This window comes from Klenkia marina (assembly GCF_900101025.1).
GTDB lineage: Bacteria > Actinomycetota > Actinomycetes > Mycobacteriales > Geodermatophilaceae > Klenkia > Klenkia marina.
On the sequence record NZ_FMUH01000010.1, the window covers coordinates 1 to 23,899 of the forward strand.

Consider the following 23,899-nt stretch of genomic DNA (forward strand, 5'->3'; position numbering starts at 1 on the left):
GACGGCGGACGCGACGGCGGGGCCCTGCGTGTAGGGAGCCAGGGTCTCTTGCGCTGTCGGAGTGCCGGCCGTCGAGCTCCCGCACGCGGCGACGATCAGAAGGACAGGAGCGAACAGGACTGCGCGGCGCATGGTGGTCCCCCGTGGTGATGTGGTGGCCGGACGGTACCGGACCGACACGATCAGGAAGGTGGACACCACCGCGTGTTGACCGGGTCAACACGGAACGCTTGGCAACACGACCCGGCGCGTCTGTGCCCACGGCTACGCCGCAGGTCAGCGGGCCGCACCGTCCGGACCTGCGCCCCCGCTCGGGTTCAAGTCCCGTCACTCACCCCAGAACGCCGACTGGCCCCCGATCCGCTCCGGATCGGGGGCCTGTCGCATCACCGGCTCAGTTCAGGGCGCTGCCGGCCACCCACTGGTCCCACGGGATGGCCCAGTCGTAGATGTCGCCGTCGGCGCGGGACAGGGTCGGGCCGACCGAGTTGACGATCTCGACCACGTCACCGGGCTGCGAGAACTGGTAGAACCACTGCGCGCGCTCGGTGGACAGGTTGATGCAGCCGTGCGACACGTTCGACGAGCCCTGCTGGCCCACCGACCACGGCGCGGCGTGCACGAACTCTCCGTTGTTGGAGATGCGCGTCGCGTACTGGACGTCGGTGCGGTAGCCACCGGGGGCGTCGACGGCCAGCCCGAAGGTCGAGGAGTCCATCGTGATGTCGGCGAACTTCTCGAGCACGACGTGCGGGCCGTTGCGGGTCGGGTTGGCGTTGCTGCCCGCGCTCATCGGGTAGGTCTGCACGACCTGGTCGCCGGAGGAGACGGTGAGGGTGTGCGTGGCCGCGTCGGCCACCGAGACGTGCTTCTCGCCGACGGCGAAGGACACCGAGCGGTTCTTCTCGCCCCAGATGCCGTTGCCCATGTCGACGCCGTAGAGGTTGGCGTCCAGCGTCACCTGGGTGTTGGCCGGCCAGTAGGTCGAGGGGCGGAAGTGGACCTCCTCGTCGCTGATCCAGTTCCACCGCCCATCGGTGGGCGTGCTGCTGGTGACCACGAGGTTGCGCTCGACGTCGGCCTTGTTGACCACCGCCTGGTCGAAGAAGACCCGGATCGGCATGCCCACCCCCACGGTGGTGCCGTCGAGGGGGCCGATCGACGGGGTGCTGACCGAGGCCGGGGCCACCGTGGTGAAGGACCCGCTCGCGTCGGCCTCCATGCCGTCGGCGTTCTCGGCCACGGCCTTCACCGTGTACGTGGTGCCGTAGGCCAGCGGTGCCGACGGCGTCCAGGTGCTCGTGGTTCCCGCCGGCGCGGCGGCCGGGTCGGCCGCGGTCGAGGAGGCCCCCGACGACGCAGCACCCGAGTTGGCCGCACCGGACGACGGGGCGGCGGACGACGGGGCGGCGGCCGGCGCCTCGGCCAGCGTGCCGGCCACGGTGGCACCGGCGGCGTCGGTCACGGTGACGTCGGTGACCGACCCGCCGACGACGGTGGCCTGCAGCAGGGTGGCCGGGGAGACCTCGGTGGCGCCGTCGACGACGGACAGCGTGACGACAGCGGGCTCGGCGGGCGGTGTGGTGGCCGCGGCCGAGCCCCCTCCGCCGTCGGCGTCGGGCCCGCAACCGGCCAGCACCAGCAGCACCCCGGCTGCGCCGAGCGCGAGAACGGAACGACGATCGATCTGCAGGACCACCTAGGACTTCCCCCTCACCGGGCCGGGGCGCAGGAGTGCCTCCGACCGTCGGCGCCCAGTGTGCCCCTCGGGTCTGACAAGTTGCTGTCATGCACGACACGTGGGCCCGGGTCGCACGGCCGACCGGGGGCCGTGTAGTGTTCTCCCGGTCGCCGCAACGCGGTGGCGCCGCGCCATTAGCTCAATTGGCAGAGCAGCTGACTCTTAATCAGCGGGTTCGGGGTTCAAGTCCCTGATGGCGCACCACCCAGAACGGCCCCGCCCCCACCGGCGGGGCCGTTCTGCTGTCCGGACCCGGGAAGGGGCGCCATGAGCACCGCTGAGGAAGGGCGCCGCCGCGCCGAGGAGCACCTGGCCCTGGTCGCCGCCGGCCGCCAGGACGACGCCGACGCCGTCCTCGGCACCGCCACCGACCTCGCCGCCATCACCTACCTGGGCGCGGCCTTCACCGCGTTGTCGCGCAGCGGGGCCCGCGAGCTGTCCCCCGCCCAGCGCGCCCAGGCCACCGGCCGGCACATGCGCCTGTCCGCCCAGCGCGACGCCGCCGGTCGCGACCCGCAGGCTCTGCGCCCCTGGTTGCACGCGCTGGCCCGCGAGGCCGCTCTGGTGCAGGAGATGCAGGCCCTGGCCGCTGCCCGCGCAGCCCGGGGCGCGCCCGGGGCCGACGGCGGCGAGCACGGGGCCGACGGCGGGGAGCCGGTCAGCGGCGGGTGACCCGCACCGCCGCCGGCAGCATCGCGGCGACCGCCACGGCCAGCACCGCGTAGCTCCAGCCCGGCCCGAGGGTCGCGGTCAGCAGACCCACCACCAGTGCACCCAGACCGGTGCCGGCGTCGAACGAGGCGTTCCACACCGCGCTGGCCGCCGTCGTCCCGCGGTCGCCGGCCCGGGCCATCGCGACGACGAGGGTGGTGTTCTGGGTGCCCCCGTAGCCGGCACCGAACACCGCCGCACCCAGCACGACGACGGCGTCGGACCCCAGCCCGACCCCGAGCAGCACCAGCCCGGCCGCCGCGACCAGCAGTGCCGGCACCAGCAGCACGCGCGCGCCCACCCGGTCGACCAGCACTCCACCGCCCCAGCGGGCGAGGGCCGCGAGCACCCCGAAGGCCAGCAGCGCGAGCGTGGCCACCGACCCGTCGGGCCGGGCCAGGGGAAGGAAGGTGACCAACCCGGCGCTGGCGAGGGTGACGACGAACAGCACCGCCGACGGCGCCGCGGCGGCCCGCGCAGCCGGCCCGGACGGCGTCCCGGAGGCGGCCGTGACCTCGACCGGCACGGCCCGCACCAGGGCCGGGACGACGAGCAGCCCGAGCACCGGAGCCGCGGCCAGCAGCGCCACCACCTCGACGTGGCCGCCCAGGGCCAGCGCGGCACCACCGGGGGTGGCGGCCAGCGTGGGCAACCCCAGCGCCAGGCCGTAGACCCCGAGGGCCTCCCCGCGCCGCTCCACCGGGACGGCGCGGGCCGCGATGGTGGAGCCCAGGACGGTGAGCACCCCGAACCCGGCCCCGCGCACGCCGGAGACCGCGCACAACCAGCCGAGCGAGTCGTCGACCAGGTAGAGCGGCGCCGGGGCGCCCAGGGCGAGCAGTCCACCCGCCAGCACCGGCCCGAGCCCCCACCGGGCGACCACCCGGGGCACCGCTGCCTGGGTCGCGACGGTGACGACGAGGAAGACCGTGGTGACCAGTCCGGCCGCCGACAGCGACGCCCCGCCGGCCGCGGCCTGGACGGGCAGCGCCGAGAGGGTGACCGCGAAGCTGGTGAACCCCAGCGCGGTGGCCGCCACCAGGGCGCGGATGGCCGGGACCCGCCACACCGACCCCGTCTGCTGCTCCCCCGTCACCATGTCCGGTCGATCCTGCCTGCCCGGCCCGGGACCCCTACGGTCGGGGCATGGCCGACACCGCTCCCCCGCCGACCACCGTCTCCGTCGTCGTCATGGGGGTGTCGGGCACCGGCAAGTCCACCGTGGGGGTGGGCATCGCCGAGGCATTGGGCTGCGACTTCGTGGAGGGCGACGACCTGCACCCGGCCGCGAACGTCGAGAAGATGCGCTCGGGCACCCCGCTCACCGACGAGGACCGCTGGCCGTGGCTCCGGGCGGTGGCGGCCACGGTCGGCGAGCACGAAGCCGCGGGCACCGACCTCGTGATCACCTGCTCGGCGCTGCGGCGCAGCTACCGCGACCTGCTGCGCGAGGGGCACCCGTCGGTGTGGTTCGCCCACATCGACACCCCGCACGACGTGCTGGTCGAGCGGCTGCGCAAGCGCACGGGCCACTACATGCCCGGCTCGCTGCTGGACAGCCAGCTGGCCACCCTCGAGCCGCTGGCCGACGACGAGCCGGGCCACGCGTACTCCGGCCAGGGCTCGGCGCAGCAGACCGTCGACGGTCTGCTGGCCGAGCTCCGGGCCGAGCGCCCTCAGCCCATGTAGGGGTAGCGGTGGTCCCGCGGCGGGGCGAAGGTCTCCTTGATCACCCGGGTGCTGGTCCAGCGCTGCAGGTTCTGCGCGGCGCCGGCCTTGTCGTTGGTGCCCGAGGCCCGGGCACCGCCGAAGGGCTGCTGGCCGACGACGGCACCGGTGGGCTTGTCGTTGACGTAGAAGTTGCCGGCCGCGTTGCGCAGCACCCGCGAGGCGTGCGCGATGGCCGCGCGGTCCTGGGCGATGACCGCGCCGGTGAGGGCGTAGGGGGCCACCGACTCCATCTGCGCCAGGACGGCGTCGTGGTCGGCGTCGTCGTAGACGTGCACGGCGAGCACCGGGCCGAAGAACTCGGTGCGGAACACGTCGTGCCCGGGGTCGGTGCCCTCGATGACCGTCGGCCGGACGAAGTAGCCCTCGGTGTCGTCGGCGGTGCCGCCGGCGACCACGGTCAGCGCGTCGTCGGTGCGGGCCCGCTCCAGCACGCCCGACAGCTTCGAGAAGGACTTCGCGTCGATGACCGCGCCCATGAAGTTCGAGAAGTCGGTGACCGGCCCCATCGGCAGCGAGTCGACCAGCCCGGCGAGGTCGTCGCGCAGCCGGTTCCACAGCGAGCGCGGCACGTAGGCCCGCGAGGCCGCCGAGCACTTCTGGCCCTGGTACTCGAACGCGCCGCGCACGAGCGCCGTCCGCAGCACCTCGAGGTCGGCCGACGGGTGTGCGAAGACGAAGTCCTTGCCGCCGGTCTCGCCCACGATGCGGGGGTAGGTGCGGTAGTCGGCGATGTTCTGCCCCACCGTGCGCCACAGGTGCTGGAAGACGGCGGTCGAGCCGGTGAAGTGGATGCCGGCCAGGTCGCGGTCGGCCAGCACGACGTCGGAGACCGCCACGCCGTCGCCGGGCAGCATGTTGATGACCCCGTCGGGCAGGCCGGCCGCCTCGAGCAGCCGCATCAGCTGGTGGGCGGCGAACTGCTGGGTGGGCGAGGGCTTCCAGACCACCGTGTTGCCCATGAGCGCGGGCGCGGTGGGCAGGTTGCCGGCGATGGCGGTGAAGTTGAACGGGGTGACCGCGTAGACGACGCCCTCGAGCGGGCGGTGGTCCACCCGGTTCCACACACCGGGCGAGCTCACCGGTTGCTCGGTGTGGATCTGGCGGGCGAAGTGCACGTTGTAGCGCCAGAAGTCGGCCAGCTCGCAGGCGCTGTCGATCTCGGCCTGCTGGGCGGTCTTGGACTGGCCGAGCATGGTGGCCGCGTTCAGCGTCTGCCGCCAGGGGCCGGCGAGCAGGTCGGCGGCCTTGAGGAACACCGCGGCGCGGTCGTCCTGGGAGAGCTCGGCCCAGCCGGGGGCGGCGGCCTTCGCGGCGGCGAGCGCGTCGCGGGCGTCGTCGCCGGTGGAGTGGGCCGAGGTGCCGAGCGTCTGCGCGTGCGCGTGCGGGGCGACGACGTCGAACGGTGCGCCGCCGGCCATCCGCTGCCGCCCGCCGATCGTGGCGGTCAGCTCCTCGGGCGAGCCGGCCAGACGGGTGAGCTCGGCCTGCAGCTGCGCGCGCTCGGGCGAGCCGGGCGCGTAGTCGAGCACCGGCTCGTTGCGCGGGGCGGGGACCTGGGTGATGCCGTCCACGAGAGAGTCAGCTCCTTGGATCGAGTAGGTGGTGCGGCCGCCCTTCAGGGGCCCGCGGCGAGCGTGCGAGTCGTGGGGGGAAGGGGGGTCCTTCTAGGAGGTCGTGACGAGGGAGCGGAGGAAGAACTGCAGGTTGGCCGGGCGCTCGGCCAGGCGGCGCATGAAGTAGCCGTACCAGTCGGCGCCGTAGGGGACGTAGGCGCGCACGGTGTGCCCCTCGCGGGCCAGCCGCTGCTGCTCACCGGTGCGGATGCCGTACAGCAGTTGGAACTCGTAGCTGTCGGCGGCGCGGCCGGTCTCGGCGACCAGCTCCAGCGCCCGCGCGATCATCGCCGGGTCGTGGGTGCCGGCCATCGGGTGGCCACCGCCCCGGAACAGGATCTCGAGGCAGCGCAGGTAGGAGGCGTCCACCTGGGACTTCTCGGTGAAGGCGATGGTGCGCGGCTCGGCGTAGGCACCCTTCACCAGCCGCACCCGCGAGCCGGCGACGGCGAGGGCAGCGGCGTCGGCCTCGGTGCGGTGCAGCGCCGACTGCAGCACCGCGCCGGTGCCGGGGTGGTCGCGGCGCAGCTCGGCGAGGACGGCGAGGGTGGAGTCGACCGTGGTGTGGTCCTCCATGTCGAGGGTCACCGTGGTGCCCAGCGCCGTCGCGGCCTCGGCGACCGGGCGCACCAGCTCGGTGCAGACGTCGTGCCCGCCGGGCAGCGCCTGGCCGAAGGCCGAGAGCTTGACCGACACCTCGGCGGCCCGGCCGAGCTGCAGCGGGGCCAGCCCGTCGAGCAGGGCGAGGTAGGCGTCCCGGGAGGCCACGGCCTCGGCCCGGCTGGTGATGTCCTCGCCGAGGTGGTCGAGGGTGACGGCGATGCCGTCGGCCTGCAGTGCCCGGACGGCGGTCAGCGCGTCGGGCAGCTGCTCGCCGGCGACGAAGCGGTCGACCACGCGACGGGTGACCGGGGTGCCGACGACGACGCGGCGCAGACCGGGCCGGCGGGACGCGACGAGCAGGGCCTGACCGAGCACGGGGACCTCCGGGAGCAGTGGGTGGCTCGACCGTAGGAGTGGGGTGTTGGCGGTCACCAGCGACAGCTGTCCGGACTCCTTCGTACGATCGTCTGATGCGGGACGACCTCCAGGACCTCGTCGACGAGGTGTCCCGGTTGCTCGGCGCGCCCGCGACGCTGGAGGACACCGAGTTCACGCTGCTGGCCTTCTGCGCCCAGGGCGACGAGGTGCTCACCGGCCTGGACGCCGTGCGCACGCGGTCGATCCTGACCCGCGGCTCGACGGTGGACACCCGGCGCTGGTTCACCGGCTTCGGGATCGACGAGGCCACCGAGCCGCTGCGCACGCCCGCCGACCCGGTGGCCGGCGTCCTGACCCGGCTGTGCCTGCCGGTGCGGCACCGCGGCCGGTTGCACGGCTGGCTGTGGCTGCTCGACGAGGGCCGCACCGACCTCGGGCAGCCCGACCCGCCCGGGCTCGCGGCCGCGCGCGAGCTGGCCGACCGGGCCGGCGCGCTGCTGGCCACCCGCCCCACCGGCGGGACCGCCGACGACCTGCGGGCGGCCCTGACCGGCGACGAGGCCGCCGCGCACCGGCTGACCGGGCGCCTGGGCCGGGACACCCCCGTGGCCGTGGTCGCCCTGCGCCCGGGCCCCGAGGGCCTGCCGGACGGCTGGGTCTCCCCCGGCGCCGGGGCGGTCAGCGCACCGGTGGGCCCGCTGGTCGCCGTCCTGCTGCCCGTGCCGCACGTCGACGACGACCGCCCCGCGGTGGCGTTGTCGGCGGCCGCCCTGCACCGGCTCCCGCCCGGCAGCACGGCGGGGGTCGCCGTCCCCCGCGCCGGGTGCCACGACCTGCCGGCGCAGTGGCGCGAGGCCGTCGACGCCGCCCGGGTGGCCGCGGTGGAGCCGACCCTGGCGCCGGTGGCGTCGTGGGCCGAGCTCGGTGCGTGGCGGCAGGTCGTGCTCCTGCCCGGGCCCGACCCCGCGTTCGCCGCCCTGCTCGCCGACCCCGTGCTGGCCCGCACGGCCGAGGTGTGGCTGGACCGGGCCGGCTCACCCCGGCGTGCGGCGGCCGAGCTCGTCGTGCACCGGCAGACGCTGTACTACCGGCTGGGCCGCATCGCCGAGCTCACGGGGCTCGACCTCGCCGACGGCGGCGACCGGCTGGCGCTGCACCTGGCCCTGCGCAGCGCCCGGCTGGACGCTGCGGGGCGGGGCGCGCGGCCGGTGGCCCGCGGTGATCTAGGGTCGACGGTCCCATGACGAGGCAGCCCGGCACCGACGTGCTGTCCCCGGTCGACGTGATGCTGCGGTTGCGCACCGCCACCGCGCCCGAGCACCAGCAGCTCGAGGACACCCTCGACCTGCTCTCCCCCGACCTGACCCCCGGCCGGCTGGCCGCGGTGCTGCAACGCATGCACGCGTACTGGGCCGCCGTCGAGGCAGGGCTCGACGCCTGGGCCGCGGCGCACCCGGCCGCGGCGACCGCGCTCGACTGGGCCGCCCGCCGCCGCACCCACCTGTTCACCGCCGACCTGGCGGCGCTCGGCGCCGCCCCGCTGCCCGACCGGCCGACCGACGTGGGGCCGCCGGCGGGCACCGACGAGGCCCTGGGCACGCTGTACGTGCTCGAGGGGTCGACGCTGGGCGGGGTGTTCATCGACCGCCACCTCGCCGCGTTGCCCGCGCTGGCCGGGGTCGGCCCGCTGGCCGCCTTCAGCCCCTACGGCGAGCGCACCGGCGCCCGCTGGGCCGCGTTCCGGCGCGCCACCCGCGACCACGTCGCCCACGGCGGCGGCGACGCCGACGCCGTCGTGTCGGCAGCGGGACGTACTTTCCGATCCATGGCGGCCTGGTGCCGCGACGTCCAGCAGAGCGCGTCGCCCACCACCGCATCCACCACCCATCCCGGCGGAGGTGTCCCCGCATGACGGAGACCCAGCCCGTGCAGTGGCTGACGCCGGACACCCCGGTCGACCTGTCCAACTGCGAACGCGAACCCATCCACGTCCCCGGCAGCATCCAGCCCCGGGGCGTGCTCATCGCGGTCAGCGAGCCCGACCTCGTCGTCGAGCAGGTCTCGGCGAACCTGGCCGACGTCACGGGCATGCCGTGGGAGCAGGCGCTGGGCCGGTCGCTGGCCGAGGTGCTCGGCACGGTGCCGGCCCAGGCGGTGGCCCGCAGCGCGTCGGCCTTCGGCGACCTGCGCGAGCGCAACCCGGTCGAGCTGACCCTCGACCTCGACGGCACCCCGGTGCCGGTCGACGCGATCCTGCACCGCGCCGTGCACGGCCCGGCCGGGGCGACCACCCACCCCGGGGAGGGCGTCGGCACGCCTCCGGCGACCAGCCTGGTGGTCGAGCTCGAACCGGCGATCGGCCCGCGCCCCTTCAGCTTCCCGAACACCTACCAGGCGGTGCGCAGCACGATCGCCGAGCTCAACCGCACCACGGACCTGCAGGAGCTGTACGACATCACGGTGCAGGCGGTGCGCAACCTCACCGGCTTCGACCGCGTGATGCTCTACCGCTACGACGCCGAGTACAACGGCGAGGTCGTCGCCGAGGCCCAGCACGGCGGTCTCGACACCTTCCTCGGCCTGCACTACCCGGCCTCCGACATCCCCGCGCAGGCCCGCGCGCTGTACGAGAAGAACTGGATCCGGCTGATCTCGGAGGTGCCGTACACGCCCTCCCCCATCCACCCGGTCGACCACCCCGCCACCGGCCAGCCGCTGGACCTCACCTTCTCGACGCTGCGCAGCGTCTCCCCGATCCACGTCGAGTACCTGGTCAACATGGGCGTGACCTCCTCGATGTCGCTGTCGCTGCTGCGCGACGACAAGCTCTGGGGCCTCATCGCCTGCCACCACTACAGCGGCCCGCACGCCCCGCCCTACGCCACCCGGGCGGCCGCGGAGTTCCTCGGCTCGACCCTCTCGCTGCGCCTGGTCGACCGGGCCGCCGAGGAGGAGGTGCGCCGCGCCCTCCGGGCCCGGTCGACCCTGGCCTGGCTGACCGCAGCCACCCTCGACGAGGACCGCCCGCTGGCCGACGCGCTGCTGGGCACCCCCGACCTGCTCGACCTCGTCGACGCCGACACGGTCGTGGTCGACCTGCAGGGGCACTCCGCCGTGCGCGGTGCCCCGCTGGACGCCGAGGTGCACGCCGCGGTGGCCGACTGGGCCGCCGACCGGGGCGCCGAGGTGGCCTCCACCGAGAGCCTGGTGCACGACGCGCCCGAGCTCGGCGTGCCCACCGAGGTCGCGTGCGGGGCGCTGGTCGTGCCGCTGCCCGACGGCCAGTACGTGCTGTGGGCCCGGCAGGAGAAGATCCGCACCGTCGAGTGGGGCGGCGACCCCTCCCGCAAGGCCGAGGTGGTGGTCGAGGGCGACCACGTGCGGATCTCCCCGCGCAAGTCCTTCGCCCGCTGGGAGGAGACCGTGCGCGGCCGGTCCGAGCCGTGGACCGGGGCCGAGCTGGGCGAGGCCAAGGAGCTGCGGCACAACCTGCTCGAGGCGCTGTACGCCCGGTCGCGCCGAGTCGCGCGCACCGCCGAGACGCTGCAGCGCAGCATGCTGTCCGAGCCGGCCCAGCCCGACCACCTGCAGATGGCGGTGCGCTACGTGCCGGCCGCCCGCGAGGCCCAGGTCGGCGGTGACTGGTACGACGTGTTCACCCAGCCCGACGGGGCGACCGTGCTGGTCATCGGCGACGTCGTGGGCCACGACACCGAGGCCGCCGCGGTCATGGGGCAGCTGCGCGGTGTGCTGCGCGGCATCGCCTACGACAGCGACGCCGGCCCGGCCGAGGTGCTCGCCCGGCTCGACCGGGCCATCGCCGGCCTGCGCATCGACGCGATGGCCTCGGTGCTGGTGGCCCGGCTGGAGCAGACCGGCGACGAGTTCGACGAGGGCGTGACCCGCGTCGTGTGGTCCAACGCCGGCCACCTGCCGCCCGTGGTGCTGGACCCCGACGGCTCGACGCGACTGCTGACCACCGCCACCCCCGACCTCCTGCTGGGCGTCCACCCGCAGATCAGGCGCCAGCAGCACGAGGCCGAGGTGCCCCGCGGATCCACCGTGCTGCTCTACACCGACGGCCTGGTCGAGCGCCGCGACCAGGTCTTCGACGAGGGCATCACGGCCCTGCAGCACCAGCTGACCGAGCTGTCGGGCCAGCCGGTGGAGCAGCTCGTCGACGGCCTGCTGAGCACGCTGCTGCCCGAGCGGGCCGAGGACGACGTCGCGCTCGTCGCCGTCCGGCTGCACCGCCAGGACCGCCCGCGCCCCGACCGCTGAGTCACGCCGCCGCCGTGCCGAGCGTGGTCAGCAGCTCGCGCACAGCGGTGCGGCCGGCCCGGTTGGCCCCGATGGTCGACGCCGAGGGTCCGTAGCCCACCAGGTGCAGGCGTGGCTCGCCCACCACCCGGGTGCCCTCGACGGCGATGCCGCCGCCGGGGGCGCGCAGGTGCAGCGGGGCGAGGTGGTCCAGCGCCGCGCGGAAACCGGTGGCCCACAGCACGACGTCGACGTCCAGGCTGCGGGCGGGGTCGTCCCACGCCACCCCGGTCGGGGTCATCCGGGCGAACGCCGGCAGCGGGTCGAGCAGGCCGCGCTCACGCCCCCGCAGGACCTCGGGCGTCACGGGCAGGCCGGTCACCGAGACGACGCTGCCCGGCGGCAGGCCGGCCCGGACCCGCTCGTCGACCAGCGCGACGGCGGCGCGCCCGGCGTCGGGGTCGAAGTCGGTGCTCCGCCACACCGGCGGGCGCCGGGTCACCCACGTGGTGCGGGTGACCTCGGCGATCTCCAGCAGCAGCTGCAGCGCCGAGATCCCGCCGCCCACCACCAGCACGTGCTGACCCGCGAACGCCGCCGCCCCCGGGTACTGCGCGGCGTGCAGCTGCTGGCCGCCGAAGGTCTCCCGCCCCGGGTAGGCGGGCCAGAACGGCCGGGTCCAGGTGCCGGTCGCGTTGACCAACCCGCGCGCCGTCCACGGCCCGGCGGTGGTGCCCAGCGCGAAGCCGTCGTCGGTGCGGGTCACCCGGCGGACGGCGACCGGGCGGCGCACCGGCAGCGCGAAGTGCCGCTCGTACTCGGCGAAGTAGCGCGCCAACACCACCGAGGCCTTCTCCTCGGGGTCGCCGGTGAGCGGTAGGCCGGGCAGGTCGGCGATGCCGTTGGCCCGCTCCAGCCGCAGCGAGTCCCAGCGGTGCTGCCAGGCCCCGCCGGGTGCGGCGTCGGCGTCGAGCACGACGAAGTCGGCCCCGGCCCGCTGCAGGTGGTGGGCCGCCGAGAGCCCGGCCTGACCGGCCCCGATGACCACCACGTCCGCGTGCACACCCGGCTGAACACCCCGGGTGGGCCGGTCATGCCCCGCGGTCGGCCACCACCAGCACCGGCTGGACGTCGCCGGAGGCCACCAGCGCGCCCATGCGGGCCGACTGCTCGTCCGCCCGGGCCCACCGGGGGTCCGCGCCGTGCCTCCGTGCCACCTCGGCCTCGACGGCGTCGACGGCCTCCGCCCAGGCCGGCGGGTTGTCGTGCAGGTCGGCGACCGCCCGGTCGCGCACCGCGAAGCCGGCGGCGGTCAGCAGGTCGTCGAGCCCGTCGGCGGCGGGGAAGGAGTTGCCCTCCGGCGGCGCCGTGCGCAGCGGCCCGGTCTGCGCGAACACCAACAGGCCCAGCCGGCCACCGGGGACGAGCACCCGGTGCAGCTCGCGCAGCGCGGCGGCCTTGTCCGGCAGGGTGCACAGCACGCCCAGGCACCAGGCGGCCTCGGCGGTGCCGTCGGCCAGCGGCAGCGCCTGCGCGTCGCCGAGCACGGTGGGCAGGCCGAACAACCGCCGCGAGGCGTGCACCGCCCCGGCCATCGGCTCGACGCACACCGGCTGCACCTGGCGCTCGCCGGCCAACCACGCCGCGGGCCCGCCCACGCCGGCGCCGGAGTCGATCAACCGCGTCCCCGGGCGCAGGTCGAGCCGGTCGGCCAACCAGCTCAACGAGCCCACGCTGCCCGACCCGCGGCAGCCGGCGGGGACGGCGTGCCCGGGTCCCAGCGCCCGGGCCGCCTCCTCCGTCCAGGCGGCCACGACGTCGAACTCGTCGTCCATCGCGCTCACGGCGTCCACCCCGTCCTGTCGTGCACCGCGCACCCCGGCGGCGTCGTCGACACCGGCTGCCCGCCGTGCGGGGGTGTCAATCCCCACGGGGAACGTTCCCGGTCGGATGTGTGCGGCGGCTTCTGCGGGGCACAACGAGCGCAGGTCGACCAGCAAGGGTCGACCGGTGGAGCGGGGGACGTCGTGGCGCTGGAGGGGTACCGGCACGTCGCCGGTACCGGTGGACCCGATGCGTCCTCCGGTGCCGCGTTGCTGCCTGCGCTGCGCGCCGGGCTCGCCGCCGGGTCGCCCGTGGTGCTCGCCTGCTCCTCCGAGCTGCGAGCCGGGCTGGAGACGGAGCTGACCGGCGACCCCGTGCACGTGATCGACCCCGACGAGCTGGCCGGCCGGGCACCCGACGCGCTGGCCGGCTACACCGCCCTGCTGGACCGGCTCTCCCTCGACGGCAGCCGGCTGCAGCTGGTGACCGACAGCGTGTGCCAGGCGAAGGCCGGAGTGGTGGCCTGGCTGCAGACCGAGGCACTGCTCAACCACGTGCTCGCCGACCGGGCGGTCGACCACTACTGCGTGGTGGACCCGCGCCAGCTCGGCGACGACCTGCCCACCGCGCTGGCCTGCCACCCCCTCCGGCTCGCCGACGGCAGCCCCGCCGTCAACCCCGGTTTCCGCGAACCCGCCGAGGTGCTCCGGTCGCTGTGGACCGATCCCGGCCCCGACCCCGTCGAGGCCACCCCGCCGACCCTCTCGATCGACGACGTCGGGAGCATGCGCGAGCTGCGGCGCGCCCTCACCGCCAGCCTGGCCGACGGCCCCCTGCACCCCGACGAGGCCGAGGACCTGGTGCTGGCCATCGACGAGGTGGTGTCCAACGCCGCCGAGCACGGCGTCCCCCCGGTCGACGTCCGGCTGTGGGTGACCGCGCAGCGGGTGCTGTGCGCCGTCGCCGACCGCGGGGCGGGGTTCGACGAGCCGCTGGCCGGCTACGGCCCCGCCCACGGCACGGACCTCAGCGTCGGCGGGATGGGCCTGTGGCTGGCCCGGCGGGCGGTCGACCGCATGACCACGAGCCCGCTGGACGGCGGCGACGGCTGCGTCGTCCGGCTGACCATCGACCCCCGGCGCTAGCCGGCGAGCAGGCCCGTCGCCTCGATCAACCGGGCCTGCTCCCGGCACCACGGCGACCAGGCGTCGCCCTCGGTGTCCTGCCGGGCGCGGAAGGCGGCCCAGTCGAGCACCTCCCACTCCCCCACCTCGCCGGCCGCGGGCACCGGCTCGCCGTGGAAGACGCCCAGGTAGACGGGGCAGATCTCGTTCTCGACGATGCCGAGCAGCTCGGCGCGGTAGCGGTAGTCCGGCAACGCGGGCCGCAGGTCGGACACCCGCAGCCCCAGCTCGTCGGACGCGCGACGGGCGATCGCGTCGGCGTCGGCCTCGCCCGGGCCGGGGTGCCCGCAGACGGTGTTGGTCCACATGCCGGGGAAGGTCTGCTTGTCCAGGGCTCGGCGGGTCACCAGCAGCCGGCCCTCGGCGTCGAAGAGGTAGGCCGAGAAGGCGCGGTGCAGCGGCGTCTCGCCGTGGTGCACCAGGGGCTTCGGCATCACGCCGATCTGCTGGTTGTCGTCGTCCACCAGCACGATGAGTTCTTCCGGCACGTGCCCCAGGCTAGGCGTCGAAGTCCACGGTCACCTCGGCGGACACGGGCAGGGTCTGGCAGGTGAGCACGTAGCCCTTGGCGACCTCGTCGGGGTCCAGGGCGTAGTTGCGCCGCATCTCGACCTCGCCGGAGGTGACCTTGGCCCGGCAGGTGCCGCAGACCCCGCCCTTGCAGGCGAAGGGGAGGTCCGAGCGCACCTGCTGCGCGCTGTCGAGCACGGGCACGCCCTGCTCGAGGGCCAGCGTGGTCGAGCGGCCGTCGAGCACGATCGTCACCTGGCTGGAGGGGCCGTCGACGGTCTGCTCGTCGCCGCGCACCGGCTCCGGCGGGGCGTCGTCGACGAAGAACAGCTCCTGGTGCACCCGCTCGCGCGGCACGCCGAGCTCGGCGAGCAGGTCGCGGGCCTCGGTGACCATGCCGTGCGGCCCGCACAGCCACCAGTGCTCGACCTCGGGGACGTCGACCAGCGCGCCGACCAGGGTGCGCAGCCGCTCGCCGTCGAGCCGGCCGCTGGTGACCTCGGCGTCGCGGGGCTCGCGGGAGAGCACGTGCACCAGCTGCAGCCGCTGCCCGTAGCGGTCCTTCAGGTCGGCCAGCTCGTCGGCGAACATCACCGTGTTGGTGCGCCGGTTGCCGTAGAACACCGTGACCGTGGACTCGCCGTCGCGCAGCACCGACCCGGCCAGGCTCAGCGCCGGGGTGATCCCCGACCCGGCGACGACGAACACGTGGTCGGCCGGGGTGGACACGTCGGCGGTGAAGGTGCCGCTCGGCGGCAGGACGTCGATCTGCTGGCCGGGGCGCACCTCGTTGACCAGCCAGGCCGAGAAGTAGCCACCGGGCACCTCGCGGACGCCGACCCGCGGCGCCTCGCCCACCGGCGCGCAGATGGAGTACGAACGGCGCTCGTCGCGGTCGCCGTCCACCCGGCGCAGCGTGAGCGCCTGCCCGGGGGCGAAGGCGTAGTCCTCGGCGAGGTGGTCGGGCACGTCGAAGGTGACCGCGACGGCGTCGTCGGTGAGCTGCTCGACCCGGGCCACCGTCAGCGGGTGGAAGGTCGGACGGGTGCGCGCCACTAGATCTCCTTGACGTGCTCGAACGGTTCTCGGCAGGTGCGGCAGCGGCGCAGCGCCTTGCAGGCGGTGCCGCTGAACTCGCTGAGCTCCTCCGTGTCGGCCGAGCCGCACAGCGGGCAGGTGGCCGTCCGGCGGGTGGGTCCGAGGTTCAGCGGGATCGGCCCGGTGTGCCTCGTGGCCGCGCCGGGCGGCGCGATGCCGCCCGCGGCGAGCTTGCGGCGGCCCTCGTCGCTGATCCAGTCGGTGGACCACGGCGGGGACAGCACGGTGCGGACGTCGACGTCGGCGAACCCGGCCCGGTGCAGCGCGTGCACGAGGTCGGCGCGCATGACGCCCATCGCCGGGCAGCCCGAGTAGGTGGGCGTGATCTCGACGACCACCTGCTCGCCCTCGGTGCGCACGTCGCGCAGCACCCCGAGGTCGGCCAGCGTGAGCATGGGCAGCTCGGGGTCGGTGACGGTCTCGGCGACCGCCCGCGGGTCGGTCAGCGTGCTCACGGCCGGCTCACCAGGTGGCCGCCGGGTGCTCGCGAGCCAGGCCCTGCAGGGTGGCCAGCAGGGGTGCCAGCTCGTCGGTGTGCTCCCCCGCGCGACCCGGGCTGGGCCGGTCGGCCGGCCACGACGGCACGGCCAGGGTGGCCCGCTCGACGACCATGGTGAGGACGTCGCGCACCTCGTCGCGGGTGGTCGCGGGGTCCACCGCCACGCCCTGCTCCACGAGTCGGCGCTCGACGTCGGTGGCGGTGAACAGGTCGGCGGTCAGCGGCCACACGGCGTCCACGGCCGCCTGCGCCCGGCGGTGGGACTCCTCGGTGCCGTCACCCAGGCGCAGCACCCAGCGCGCGGCGTGGTCGCGGTGGTAGGTCAGCTCGGGCACGCCCTTGGCCGCGATCGCGCTGACCACCGGGTCGCGCGAGTCCCGCAGCCGGGCGAACAGGGCGAGCCGGGCGGTGCTGGCGACCAGCAGCCGCACCATGGTCTGCGCGAAGTCGCCGCCGTCGGTCTCGGCCAGGTGGTGGTTGACGAACTCGTCGGCGTCGCGGAAGTAGGCGAGCGCGTCCTCGTCGGGGATGGAGTCGGTCGCGTGCCGGCGGGACCTGCCGAGCACTCCGCAGCTGCCCGCGCGGGCCAGCAGCAGCCGGGCCTGGCCGAGCAGGTCCAGACCGCAGTTGGCGATCGCGACCTCCTCCTCGAGCTCGGGCGACCGGGTGGCCCACTCGGTGAGCCGCTGGCAGAGCACCAGGGCGTCGTCGCCCAGCATCAGGCAGTAGGCGCCCAGGTCGGCGGGGTCGACGCCGTCCGGGACGGTGGTGTCGACGCCGGCCAGCGGGTCGTCGAACCCGGTGCCGAACGCCCACTGGCCCTCGCCCCCGTGGGCGTGGTCCAACGCGTCGTAGACGGTCTCCTCGTGCGCCATGCCAACCGCACCTCTCTTCAGGTCGTGCCCAGCGGCCGGCCCCGTCTCAGGGCCCCGCGGCGAGCTTGCGAGTCGTGGGGGGAGACGGGGTCCTTCAGATATGCGGGACGTTCTCGGGGATCTCGTAGAACGTCGGGTGGCGGTAGACCTTGTCGCCGGACGGGGCGAACATAGGGTCCTTCTCGTCGGGGCTCGACGCGGTGATGTGGGACGCGCGTACCACCCAGATGCTCACGCCCTCGTTGCGGCGGGTGAACAGGTCGCGGGCGGCGTGCACGGCCATCTCGTCGTCGGGGGCGTGCAGCGAGCCGACGTGGACGTGGTTGAGCCCGCGCTTGCCGCGCACGAAGCACTCGTAGAGCGGCCAGTCCTTGCGGGCCGCCCCCGAGGGCGAGGGATGCGCACCGCTGGGGACCTCGGGGCTGGTCGGGACGGCCCCGTGCCCGCCCTCGGCGGTCGTCTCGGTCGTCGGGTCGCTCATGCCGAGTGCTTCGCGGCGTAGGCGGTGGCGGCCTCGGTGACCCACGCGTTGTCGTCGCGGGCGGCCCGGCGGCGGGTGACCCGCTCCTCGTTGCAGGGGCCGTTGCCGGAGATGACCTGCTTGAACTCGGTCCAGTCGATCTGGCCGAACCGGTACCGGCCGGTGGTCTCGTCGAGGGCCAGCTCGGGGTCGGGCAGCGTGACGCCGAGCGCGGCCGCCTGCGGCACCGACATGTCGACGAAGCGCTGGCGCAGCTCGTCGTTGCTGTGCCGCTTGACGCCCCAGGCCATCGACTGCGCCGAGTTGGGGCTGTCGTCGTCCGGCGGACCGAACATCATGAGCGAGGGCCACCACCAGCGGTCGACGGCGTCCTGCACCATCGCCCGCTGGGCGTCGGTGCCGCGCATCATCGTCATGAGCAGCTCGTAGCCCTGCCGCTGGTGGAAGGACTCCTCCTTGCAGACCCGGATCATGGCGCGGGCGTAGGGCCCGTAGCTGGACCGGCACAGCGGCACCTGGTTGCAGATGGCCGCACCGTCGACCAGCCAGCCGATGACGCCGCAGTCGGCGTAGGTGAGCGTCGGGTAGTTGAAGATCGAGCTGTACTTCTGCTTGCCGTTGACCAGCTTGTCGGTCAGGTCGGCCCGGTCGGCGCCGAGGGTCTCGGCCGCCGAGTACAGGTACATGCCGTGGCCGGCCTCGTCCTGCACCTTGGCCAGCAGCACGGCCTTGCGGCGCAGCGACGGGGCCTTGAGCAGCCAGTCACCCTCGGGCTGCATGCCGATGATCTCCGAGTGCGCGTGCTGGGCGATCTGGCGCACCAGGCCGGCCCGGTACTTCTCCGGCATCCAGTCGCGCGGCTCGATGCGGCGGTCGGCGGCGATGGTGGCGTCGAACTGCGCCTGCAGCTCGTCCTCGGTCGGGCGGACAGCGGTCGGTGCGGACATCCGGCGAACCTCCAGCGGCAATTACTGACCAAGCGGTCGGTAATGAGTGTGCCCCGGAATCCGCTTCCCCACAACCCCGCGCGGGGCCAGGGTGTGAGGGCATGAGCACGGACGAGCACGGCCGCCCGGAGCCACCACCGCGCGGCGACGAGGCCAGCACGCTGATCGGCTTCCTGGAGTGGCAGCGCGCCACCCTCGCCTGGAAGACCGCCGGTCTGGACCACGAGGGGCTGCGGGCAACCGTCGGGCCGTCGTCCATGACGCTCGGCGGGATCCTGGTCCACCTCAGCTGGGTCGAGGCCCAGTGGACGACGTACCGCCTGCACGGCCGCCGACCCGTCGCGCCGTGGGACACGGTGAACTGGGCGGCCGACCCGGACGCCGACTGGCACCTGGCGGCCGACCTGTCACCCGCCCAGGTCCGGGACCGGTGGACCGCCGCCGTCGAGCTCTCCCGGGCCCACGTCGCGGAGGCGATGGCGGGCGGCGGCCTGGACGTGACGACCGTGGTCCCCGACGAGCGCGGCCCGCTCAGCCTCCGGTGGTTGCTCGTGCACCTGGTGGAGGAGTACGCCCGGCACAACGGGCACGCCGACCTCCTCCGCGAAGCCGTCGACGGCCGGACCGGCGAGTGACCTCAGCCGAGCGCACGACTGCGGTGGTCTCGACGGTCGCCCGGCCACCGCAGTCGTGCACTCGGCGATGAGTTCCGGTGCTGTCGGCGGTCCCCCACCCCGACACCGCCGACACCCGGGAGCACGCCATGGGCCAGATCCACCTCGAGCTGTTCGCCACCCTCGACCTGGTGGGCCAGGCTCCCGGCGGTCCGGACGAGGACCCGAGCGGGGGCTTCGGCTTCGGCGGCTGGCAGGCGCCGCTCATGCACGAGGAGGGGGGTGCGCAGGTGCAGGCGTCCTACCGCGGCACCGACGCGCTGCTGCTGGGCCGGCGAACGTACGACATCTTCGCCGCGTACTGGCCGCACGAGGACGGTCCGTTCGCCGAGCTGTTCAACGCCGTCCCCAAGTACGTGGCCTCGCGCGGCACTCCCGACCTGGCCTGGGCCGGGTCGAGCCAGCTGGGCCCGGACCTGCCCACCGCCGTGCGCGAGGTGCGCGACCGGCACGAGGTGGTGAAGGTGGTCGGCAGCCTCGACCTGGTGCAGACGCTGCTGCGCGAGAAGCTGTTCGACGAGCTGCACCTCTGGCTGCACCCCATCACCCTCGGCACCGGCAAGAAGGTGTTCGCCGACGGCGCCGTGCCCACGAACCTGCGCCTGCTGGACCCACCGGCAGCGACCCCCGCCGGCAGCGTCCTGCTGCGCTACGGCCTGCTCGAGGGCACCCCCGCGACGGGCGACATGACCACGGGTTGACAGTCGTCGCCCTCGGGTCTTGCATGACTGACCGAACGGTCAGTAATCCGCGAGCCCGGGAGACCACGTGACGACGACGTCCGCACCGCAGCGCCTCGGCGAGGCCCCCGACCCGGCCCTGCTCGACCCGGCCGAGCGCATGGGCATCGACGAGCTGCGGGCCCTGCAGCTCGAACGGCTGCAGTGGACGCTGCGGCACGCCTACGAGAACGTGCCGCACTACCGCCGGTCCTTCGACGCCCACGGCGTGCACCCCGACGACTGCCGCTCCCTCGCCGACCTGGCGAGGTTCCCCACCACGTCGAAGGCCGACCTGCGGGAGAACTACCCGTTCGGCATGTTCGCCGTCCCCAAGGACCAGGTCGCCCGGGTGCACGCCAGCTCGGGCACCACCGGCAAGCCCACCGTCGTCGGCTACACCCGGCAGGACATCGACACCTGGGCCACCGTCATGGCCCGCTCGATCCGGGCCGCCGGCGGGCGCAGCGGTGACATGCTGCACAACGCCTACGGCTACGGGTTGTTCACCGGCGGGCTGGGCGCGCACTACGGCGCCGAGGCGCTGGGCTGCACGGTCGTCCCCATCTCCGGTGGCATGACCCCGCGGCAGGTGCAGCTCATCGGCGACTTCGGGCCGCGGATCATCATGGTCACGCCCAGCTACATGCTCGCGCTGGTCGACGAGTTCGAGCGGCAGGGTGTGGACCCCCGGTCGAGCAGCCTGCAGATCGGCATCTTCGGTGCCGAGCCGTGGACCGAGCAGATGCGCCGCGAGATGGAGGAGCGCCTCGACATCCACGCGGTCGACATCTACGGGCTGAGCGAGGTCATGGGCCCCGGCGTCAGCCAGGAGTGCGTGGAGACCAAGGACGGCCTGCACGTCTGGGAGGACCACTTCTACCCCGAGGTCGTCGACCCGCTGACCGCCGCGCCGCTGGCCGACGGCGAGGAGGGCGAGCTGCTGTTCACCTCGCTCACCAAGCAGGCGCTGCCGATCATCCGGTACCGCACCCGCGACCTCACCCGGCTGCTGCCGGGCACCGCCCGCCCGGGCATGCGACGCATGCAGAAGGTCACCGGCCGCACCGACGACATGATCATCCTGCGCGGGGTGAACCTCTTCCCGACCCAGATCGAGGAGGTCGTGCTGCGCACCCCCGGGCTGTCGCCGCACTTCGCGCTCGAGCTCTCCACCCGCGGCCGCATGGACCACCTGGTCGTCAGCGTCGAGGCCCGCCCCGACTGCCCGCCCGACCGCCGCTCCCCGGCGGCCGCCGAGGTGCAGGTCGGGCTCAAGGAGACCGTCGGCACCAGCGTCGAGGTGGTCGTCGTCGACCCCGAGACCCTGCCGCGCTCGATGGGCAAGCTGCAGCGGCTGACCGACCGGCGCAGCCGGTGACCGCACCCGTCCCGACCCAGGTCCGGCGCGGTCGGCCGGGTCACTCGCTGGACTCGCTGCTGGACACCGCGGTCGCGGTGTTCAACGAGCGCGGCTACGAGGCCACCTCGATGGACACCCTGGCCGAACGGCTCGGGGTCACCAAGTCGGCGATCTACCACCACGTGCGGTCCAAGGTCGAGCTGCTGGAGCTGGCGCTGGACCGGGCGCTGGACGGGTTGTTCGCCGTCCTGCCCGCCGCCGACGACGGCCCGGCCATCGACCGCCTGGAGTCCGTCGTCCGCGGGTCGGTCGGCGTGCTGGTGGCCGAGCTGCCCTTCGTCACGCTGCTGCTGCGGGTGCGCGGCAACTCCCCCGTCGAGTCGCACGCGCTGGGCCGCCGCCGCGAGTTCGACCGGGTGGTCACCGAGCTGGTGCGCGCCTGCGTCGCCGAGGGCTCCGTGCGCCCGGACGTCGACCCCGCCCTGACCAGCCGGCTGCTGTTCGGCACCGTCAACTCCCTCACCGAGTGGTACCGCCCCGGCGGCGACCTCTCGGCCGACGACCTGGCCGACGGCCTGGTCACCACCCTGTTCTCCGGACTGAGGAGCACCCCGTGACCGCTGCCCCGCTGCTCGAGAGCTACGTCGCCGGCCACTGGTGGGCCTCGGCCGACGAGGGCACCCCGCTGCCCGACGCCGTCACCGGCGAGACCGTGGCCCGCATCGGCAGCCGAGGCCTGGACGTCGGCGCGATGGTCGACCACGCCCGCACCGTCGGCGGGCCGGCGCTGCGCGAGCTGACGTTCCACCAGCGGGCCGCGCTGCTCAAGGCCGTCGGTCTGCACCTGATGGGCCGCAAGGACGAGTTCTCCGCCCTGTCGCACCGCACCGGCGCCACGGACGGCGACAACCTCGTGGACGTCGACGGCGGGTTCGGCACGCTGCTCTCCTACGCCTCCACCGGCCGCCGCGAGCTGCCCGACGACGTCCTCGTGCTCGACGGCCCGCCGACCCCGCTGGGCCGGGGCGGCACGTTCCTCGGCCAGCACGTGTACACGTCGCTCACCGGCGTCGCGGTGCAGATCAACGCCTTCAACTTCCCGGTCTGGGGCATGCTCGAGAAGCTGGCGCCGGCGTTCCTGGCCGGGATGCCGACGATCGTGAAGCCGGCCTCGCAGACCGCCTACCTCACCGAGGCGGTCTTCCGGGCGATCGTGGAGACCGGGCTGCTGCCCGAGGGGTCGGTGCAGCTGCTGGCCGGCTCGGCGTCCGGGCTGCTGGACCACCTCGACGGCCAGGACCTCGTCGGGTTCACCGGCTCGGCGTCCACCGCCGCGCTGCTGCGCTCGCACCCCGCGGTGACCGAGCGGGCGGTGCGGTTCAACGCCGAGGCCGACTCGCTCAACTGCTCGGTGCTCGGCCCCGACGCGGGCCCGGGCACCCCCGAGTTCGACCTGTTCGTCGACGGCGTGGTCACCGAGATGACGGTCAAGGCCGGGCAGAAGTGCACCGCGATCCGGCGCGCGATCGTGCCCCGCGAGCACGCCGACGCCGTCGTCGAGGCGCTGCGGGCGAAGCTCTCGGACGTCGTCGTCGGGGCCCCGGGCGCCGAGGGCGTGACCATGGGCGCACTGGCCTCGCGCGACCAGGTCGCCGAGGTGCTGCGCGCCGTCGAGCGGCTGCGCACCCACGCCTCGCTGGTGGTCGGTGACCCCGACCGGTTCGACGTGGTCGGCGCCGACCGCGGGCGCGGTGCCTTCCTGCCGCCGATGCTGCTGCGCTGCGACGACCCGGCCGCCCCCGAGCCGCACGACGTCGAGGCCTTCGGCCCGGTGTCGACCGTGCTCACCTACGACGGCCTGGACGACGCCGTGGCGCTCGCCCGCCGCGGCCAGGGCTCGCTGGTGGCCTCGCTGGTCACCCACGACCCCGACGTCGCCCGGCGGTTCGTGCTGGGCGCCGGGTCGGCGCACGGCCGCATCCACGTGCTCGACCGGGACGACGCCGGCGAGTCCACCGGGCACGGCTCCCCGCTGCCGGTGCTGGTGCACGGCGGCCCGGGGCGCGCCGGCGGCGGCGAGGAGCTCGGCGGGGTCCGCGGCGTGCTGCACCACATGCAGCGCACCGCCGTCCAGGGCTCCCCCGACGTGCTCACCGGCGTCGGCAACCGCTGGGTCACCGGGGCGACCAGGAACGACGACGGCGTGCACCCCTTCCGGAAGTCCCTCGCCGAGCTGCGGATCGGGGACTCGGTGACGGCGGGCCCGCGGGAGATCACGCTCGCGGACATCGAGCACTTCGCCGAGTTCACCGGCGACACGTTCTACGCGCACATGGACGAGGCGGCGGCCGCGGCCAACCCGCTGTTCGGCGGCCGCGTCGCACACGGGTACCTGATCGTGAGCTGGGCGGCGGGGCTGTTCGTCGACCCCGACCCGGGCCCCGTGCTGGCCAACTACGGGGTGGACAACCTGCGCTTCCTGACCCCGGTCAAGCCCGGCGAGCAGGTGACGGTGACGCTGACCTGCAAGCAGATCACCCCGCGCGGCGGCGCCGACCACGGCGAGGTGCGCTGGGACGCCGTCGTCGTCGACTCCTCGGGGAGCCCGGTGGCCACCTACGACGTGCTCACCATGGTCGCGAAGGAGTGGCCGCCGGCCTCCGCCTCCTGACCCGTCACCACCGAGCG

Annotated in this window: 23 protein-coding genes and 1 tRNA gene; 12 read left to right on the forward strand and 12 right to left on the reverse strand. The window is 74.6% G+C overall.

Going from position 1 to position 23,899, the window contains the following annotated elements:
• Positions 1–394: 394 nt before the first annotated feature.
• Positions 395–1,699 carry a L,D-transpeptidase gene (locus tag BLP29_RS20170; protein WP_243470137.1) on the reverse strand — a complete coding sequence of 435 codons (1,305 nt, stop codon included), beginning with the start codon at positions 1,697–1,699 and terminating at the stop codon, positions 395–397.
• Positions 1,700–1,869: 170 nt separating this feature from the next.
• On the opposite strand from BLP29_RS20170, the gene BLP29_RS20175 reads away from it, so the two are divergent.
• Both BLP29_RS20175 and BLP29_RS20180 read left to right on the forward strand, forming a co-directional pair.
• Positions 1,870–1,945: transfer RNA gene (locus BLP29_RS20175), tRNA-Lys, on the forward strand.
• A gap of 63 nt (positions 1,946–2,008) precedes the next feature.
• Positions 2,009–2,413 carry a hypothetical protein gene (locus tag BLP29_RS20180; protein WP_092807986.1) on the forward strand — a complete coding sequence of 135 codons (405 nt, stop codon included), beginning with the start codon at positions 2,009–2,011 and terminating at the stop codon, positions 2,411–2,413.
• On the opposite strand, the gene BLP29_RS20185 is transcribed toward BLP29_RS20180, so the two are convergent.
• Positions 2,400–3,551, reverse strand: coding sequence for an MFS transporter (locus BLP29_RS20185; RefSeq protein ID WP_092807989.1), 1,152 nt, complete (start codon positions 3,549–3,551; stop codon positions 2,400–2,402). The genes BLP29_RS20180 and BLP29_RS20185 overlap by 14 nt on opposite strands.
• Positions 3,552–3,598: 47 nt before the next feature.
• Here BLP29_RS20185 and BLP29_RS20190 point away from each other — a divergent pair, with 47 nt between their 5' ends.
• Positions 3,599–4,141 (forward strand): gluconokinase, encoded by a 543-nt coding sequence (locus BLP29_RS20190; protein ID WP_092807991.1) that lies wholly within the window; start codon positions 3,599–3,601, stop codon positions 4,139–4,141.
• On the opposite strand, the gene pruA is transcribed toward BLP29_RS20190, so the two are convergent.
• Positions 4,129–5,754, reverse strand: coding sequence for an L-glutamate gamma-semialdehyde dehydrogenase (gene pruA / locus BLP29_RS20195; RefSeq protein WP_092807993.1), 1,626 nt, complete (start codon positions 5,752–5,754; stop codon positions 4,129–4,131). The two genes, BLP29_RS20190 and pruA, sit on opposite strands and share 13 nt — an antisense overlap.
• A gap of 93 nt (positions 5,755–5,847) precedes the next feature.
• Positions 5,848–6,774 (reverse strand): proline dehydrogenase family protein, encoded by a 927-nt coding sequence (locus BLP29_RS20200; protein ID WP_092807995.1) that lies wholly within the window; start codon positions 6,772–6,774, stop codon positions 5,848–5,850.
• A 95-nt stretch (positions 6,775–6,869) separates the two neighbouring features.
• On the opposite strand from BLP29_RS20200, the gene BLP29_RS20205 reads away from it, so the two are divergent.
• The 3 genes from BLP29_RS20205 to BLP29_RS20215 are packed head-to-tail and all read left to right on the forward strand — an operon-like array spanning position 6,870 to position 11,058.
• Positions 6,870–8,021 (forward strand): PucR family transcriptional regulator, encoded by a 1,152-nt coding sequence (locus BLP29_RS20205; RefSeq protein WP_092807997.1) that lies wholly within the window; start codon positions 6,870–6,872, stop codon positions 8,019–8,021.
• A complete protein-coding gene (locus BLP29_RS20210) occupies positions 8,018–8,689 on the forward strand; it encodes a biliverdin-producing heme oxygenase (RefSeq protein ID WP_207798639.1) in 672 nt (223 codons plus the stop codon). The genes BLP29_RS20205 and BLP29_RS20210 overlap by 4 nt, the downstream gene beginning before the upstream one ends.
• Entirely contained in the window at positions 8,686–11,058 is a 2,373-nt protein-coding gene (locus BLP29_RS20215) for a SpoIIE family protein phosphatase (protein ID WP_092807999.1), read from the forward strand. The genes BLP29_RS20210 and BLP29_RS20215 overlap by 4 nt, the downstream gene beginning before the upstream one ends.
• A 1-nt stretch (position 11,059) precedes the next feature.
• Here the strand turns inward: BLP29_RS20215 and BLP29_RS20220 are convergent, their stop codons facing one another.
• Entirely contained in the window at positions 11,060–12,100 is a 1,041-nt protein-coding gene (locus tag BLP29_RS20220) for an FAD-dependent oxidoreductase (protein WP_092808001.1), read from the reverse strand.
• 28 nt (positions 12,101–12,128) lie between these two features.
• The gene (locus tag BLP29_RS20225; protein WP_092808077.1) at positions 12,129–12,872 is read right to left on the reverse strand and encodes a class I SAM-dependent methyltransferase; all 744 of its coding nucleotides are present in this window, start codon (positions 12,870–12,872) and stop codon (positions 12,129–12,131) included.
• Between the two features lie 192 nt (positions 12,873–13,064).
• Between BLP29_RS20225 and BLP29_RS20230 the strand changes: the two genes are divergently transcribed.
• Positions 13,065–14,006 carry an ATP-binding protein gene (locus BLP29_RS20230; RefSeq protein WP_092808003.1) on the forward strand — a complete coding sequence of 314 codons (942 nt, stop codon included), beginning with the start codon at positions 13,065–13,067 and terminating at the stop codon, positions 14,004–14,006.
• Here the strand turns inward: BLP29_RS20230 and idi are convergent.
• The 6 genes from idi to paaA all read right to left on the reverse strand — a co-directional run bounded on the left by idi (position 14,003) and on the right by paaA (position 18,455).
• On the reverse strand, positions 14,003–14,533 hold the full coding sequence (idi, locus tag BLP29_RS20235; RefSeq protein WP_243470138.1) for an isopentenyl-diphosphate Delta-isomerase: 531 nt from the start codon (positions 14,531–14,533) through the stop codon (positions 14,003–14,005). The two genes, BLP29_RS20230 and idi, sit on opposite strands and share 4 nt — an antisense overlap.
• 10 nt (positions 14,534–14,543) lie before the next feature.
• Positions 14,544–15,611 carry a 1,2-phenylacetyl-CoA epoxidase subunit PaaE gene (gene paaE / locus BLP29_RS20240; RefSeq protein WP_243470139.1) on the reverse strand — a complete coding sequence of 356 codons (1,068 nt, stop codon included), beginning with the start codon at positions 15,609–15,611 and terminating at the stop codon, positions 14,544–14,546.
• A complete protein-coding gene (paaD, locus tag BLP29_RS20245; RefSeq protein WP_092808007.1) occupies positions 15,611–16,108 on the reverse strand; it encodes a 1,2-phenylacetyl-CoA epoxidase subunit PaaD in 498 nt (165 codons plus the stop codon). The genes paaE and paaD overlap by 1 nt, the downstream gene beginning before the upstream one ends.
• 7 nt (positions 16,109–16,115) lie before the next feature.
• Positions 16,116–17,027 carry a 1,2-phenylacetyl-CoA epoxidase subunit PaaC gene (gene paaC, locus BLP29_RS20250; protein WP_092808009.1) on the reverse strand — a complete coding sequence of 304 codons (912 nt, stop codon included), beginning with the start codon at positions 17,025–17,027 and terminating at the stop codon, positions 16,116–16,118.
• A 94-nt stretch (positions 17,028–17,121) separates the two neighbouring features.
• Complete coding sequence (gene paaB / locus BLP29_RS20255) at positions 17,122–17,508, reverse strand: 1,2-phenylacetyl-CoA epoxidase subunit PaaB (protein WP_092808011.1); 387 nt, start codon at positions 17,506–17,508, stop codon at positions 17,122–17,124.
• Complete coding sequence (paaA, locus tag BLP29_RS20260) at positions 17,505–18,455, reverse strand: 1,2-phenylacetyl-CoA epoxidase subunit PaaA (protein ID WP_092808013.1); 951 nt, start codon at positions 18,453–18,455, stop codon at positions 17,505–17,507. Before paaA ends, paaB begins: the two co-directional genes overlap by 4 nt.
• Before the next feature lie 101 nt (positions 18,456–18,556).
• On the opposite strand from paaA, the gene BLP29_RS20265 reads away from it, so the two are divergent.
• From BLP29_RS20265 to paaZ, 5 genes are all read left to right on the forward strand, one after another.
• Positions 18,557–19,090, forward strand: a complete 534-nt coding sequence (locus tag BLP29_RS20265) for a DinB family protein (RefSeq protein WP_092808015.1) — start codon at positions 18,557–18,559, stop codon at positions 19,088–19,090.
• Positions 19,091–19,167: 77 nt separating this feature from the next.
• The gene (locus BLP29_RS20270) at positions 19,168–19,830 is read left to right on the forward strand and encodes a dihydrofolate reductase family protein (RefSeq protein WP_243470140.1); all 663 of its coding nucleotides are present in this window, start codon (positions 19,168–19,170) and stop codon (positions 19,828–19,830) included.
• A gap of 67 nt (positions 19,831–19,897) precedes the next feature.
• Entirely contained in the window at positions 19,898–21,229 is a 1,332-nt protein-coding gene (paaK, locus tag BLP29_RS20275) for a phenylacetate--CoA ligase PaaK (RefSeq protein WP_207798640.1), read from the forward strand.
• Complete coding sequence (locus BLP29_RS20280; protein WP_092808017.1) at positions 21,226–21,828, forward strand: TetR/AcrR family transcriptional regulator; 603 nt, start codon at positions 21,226–21,228, stop codon at positions 21,826–21,828. Before paaK ends, BLP29_RS20280 begins: the two co-directional genes overlap by 4 nt.
• Positions 21,825–23,882, forward strand: a complete 2,058-nt coding sequence (gene paaZ / locus BLP29_RS20285) for a phenylacetic acid degradation bifunctional protein PaaZ (RefSeq protein ID WP_092808019.1) — start codon at positions 21,825–21,827, stop codon at positions 23,880–23,882. Before BLP29_RS20280 ends, paaZ begins: the two co-directional genes overlap by 4 nt.
• Positions 23,883–23,899: the final 17 nt, after the last annotated feature.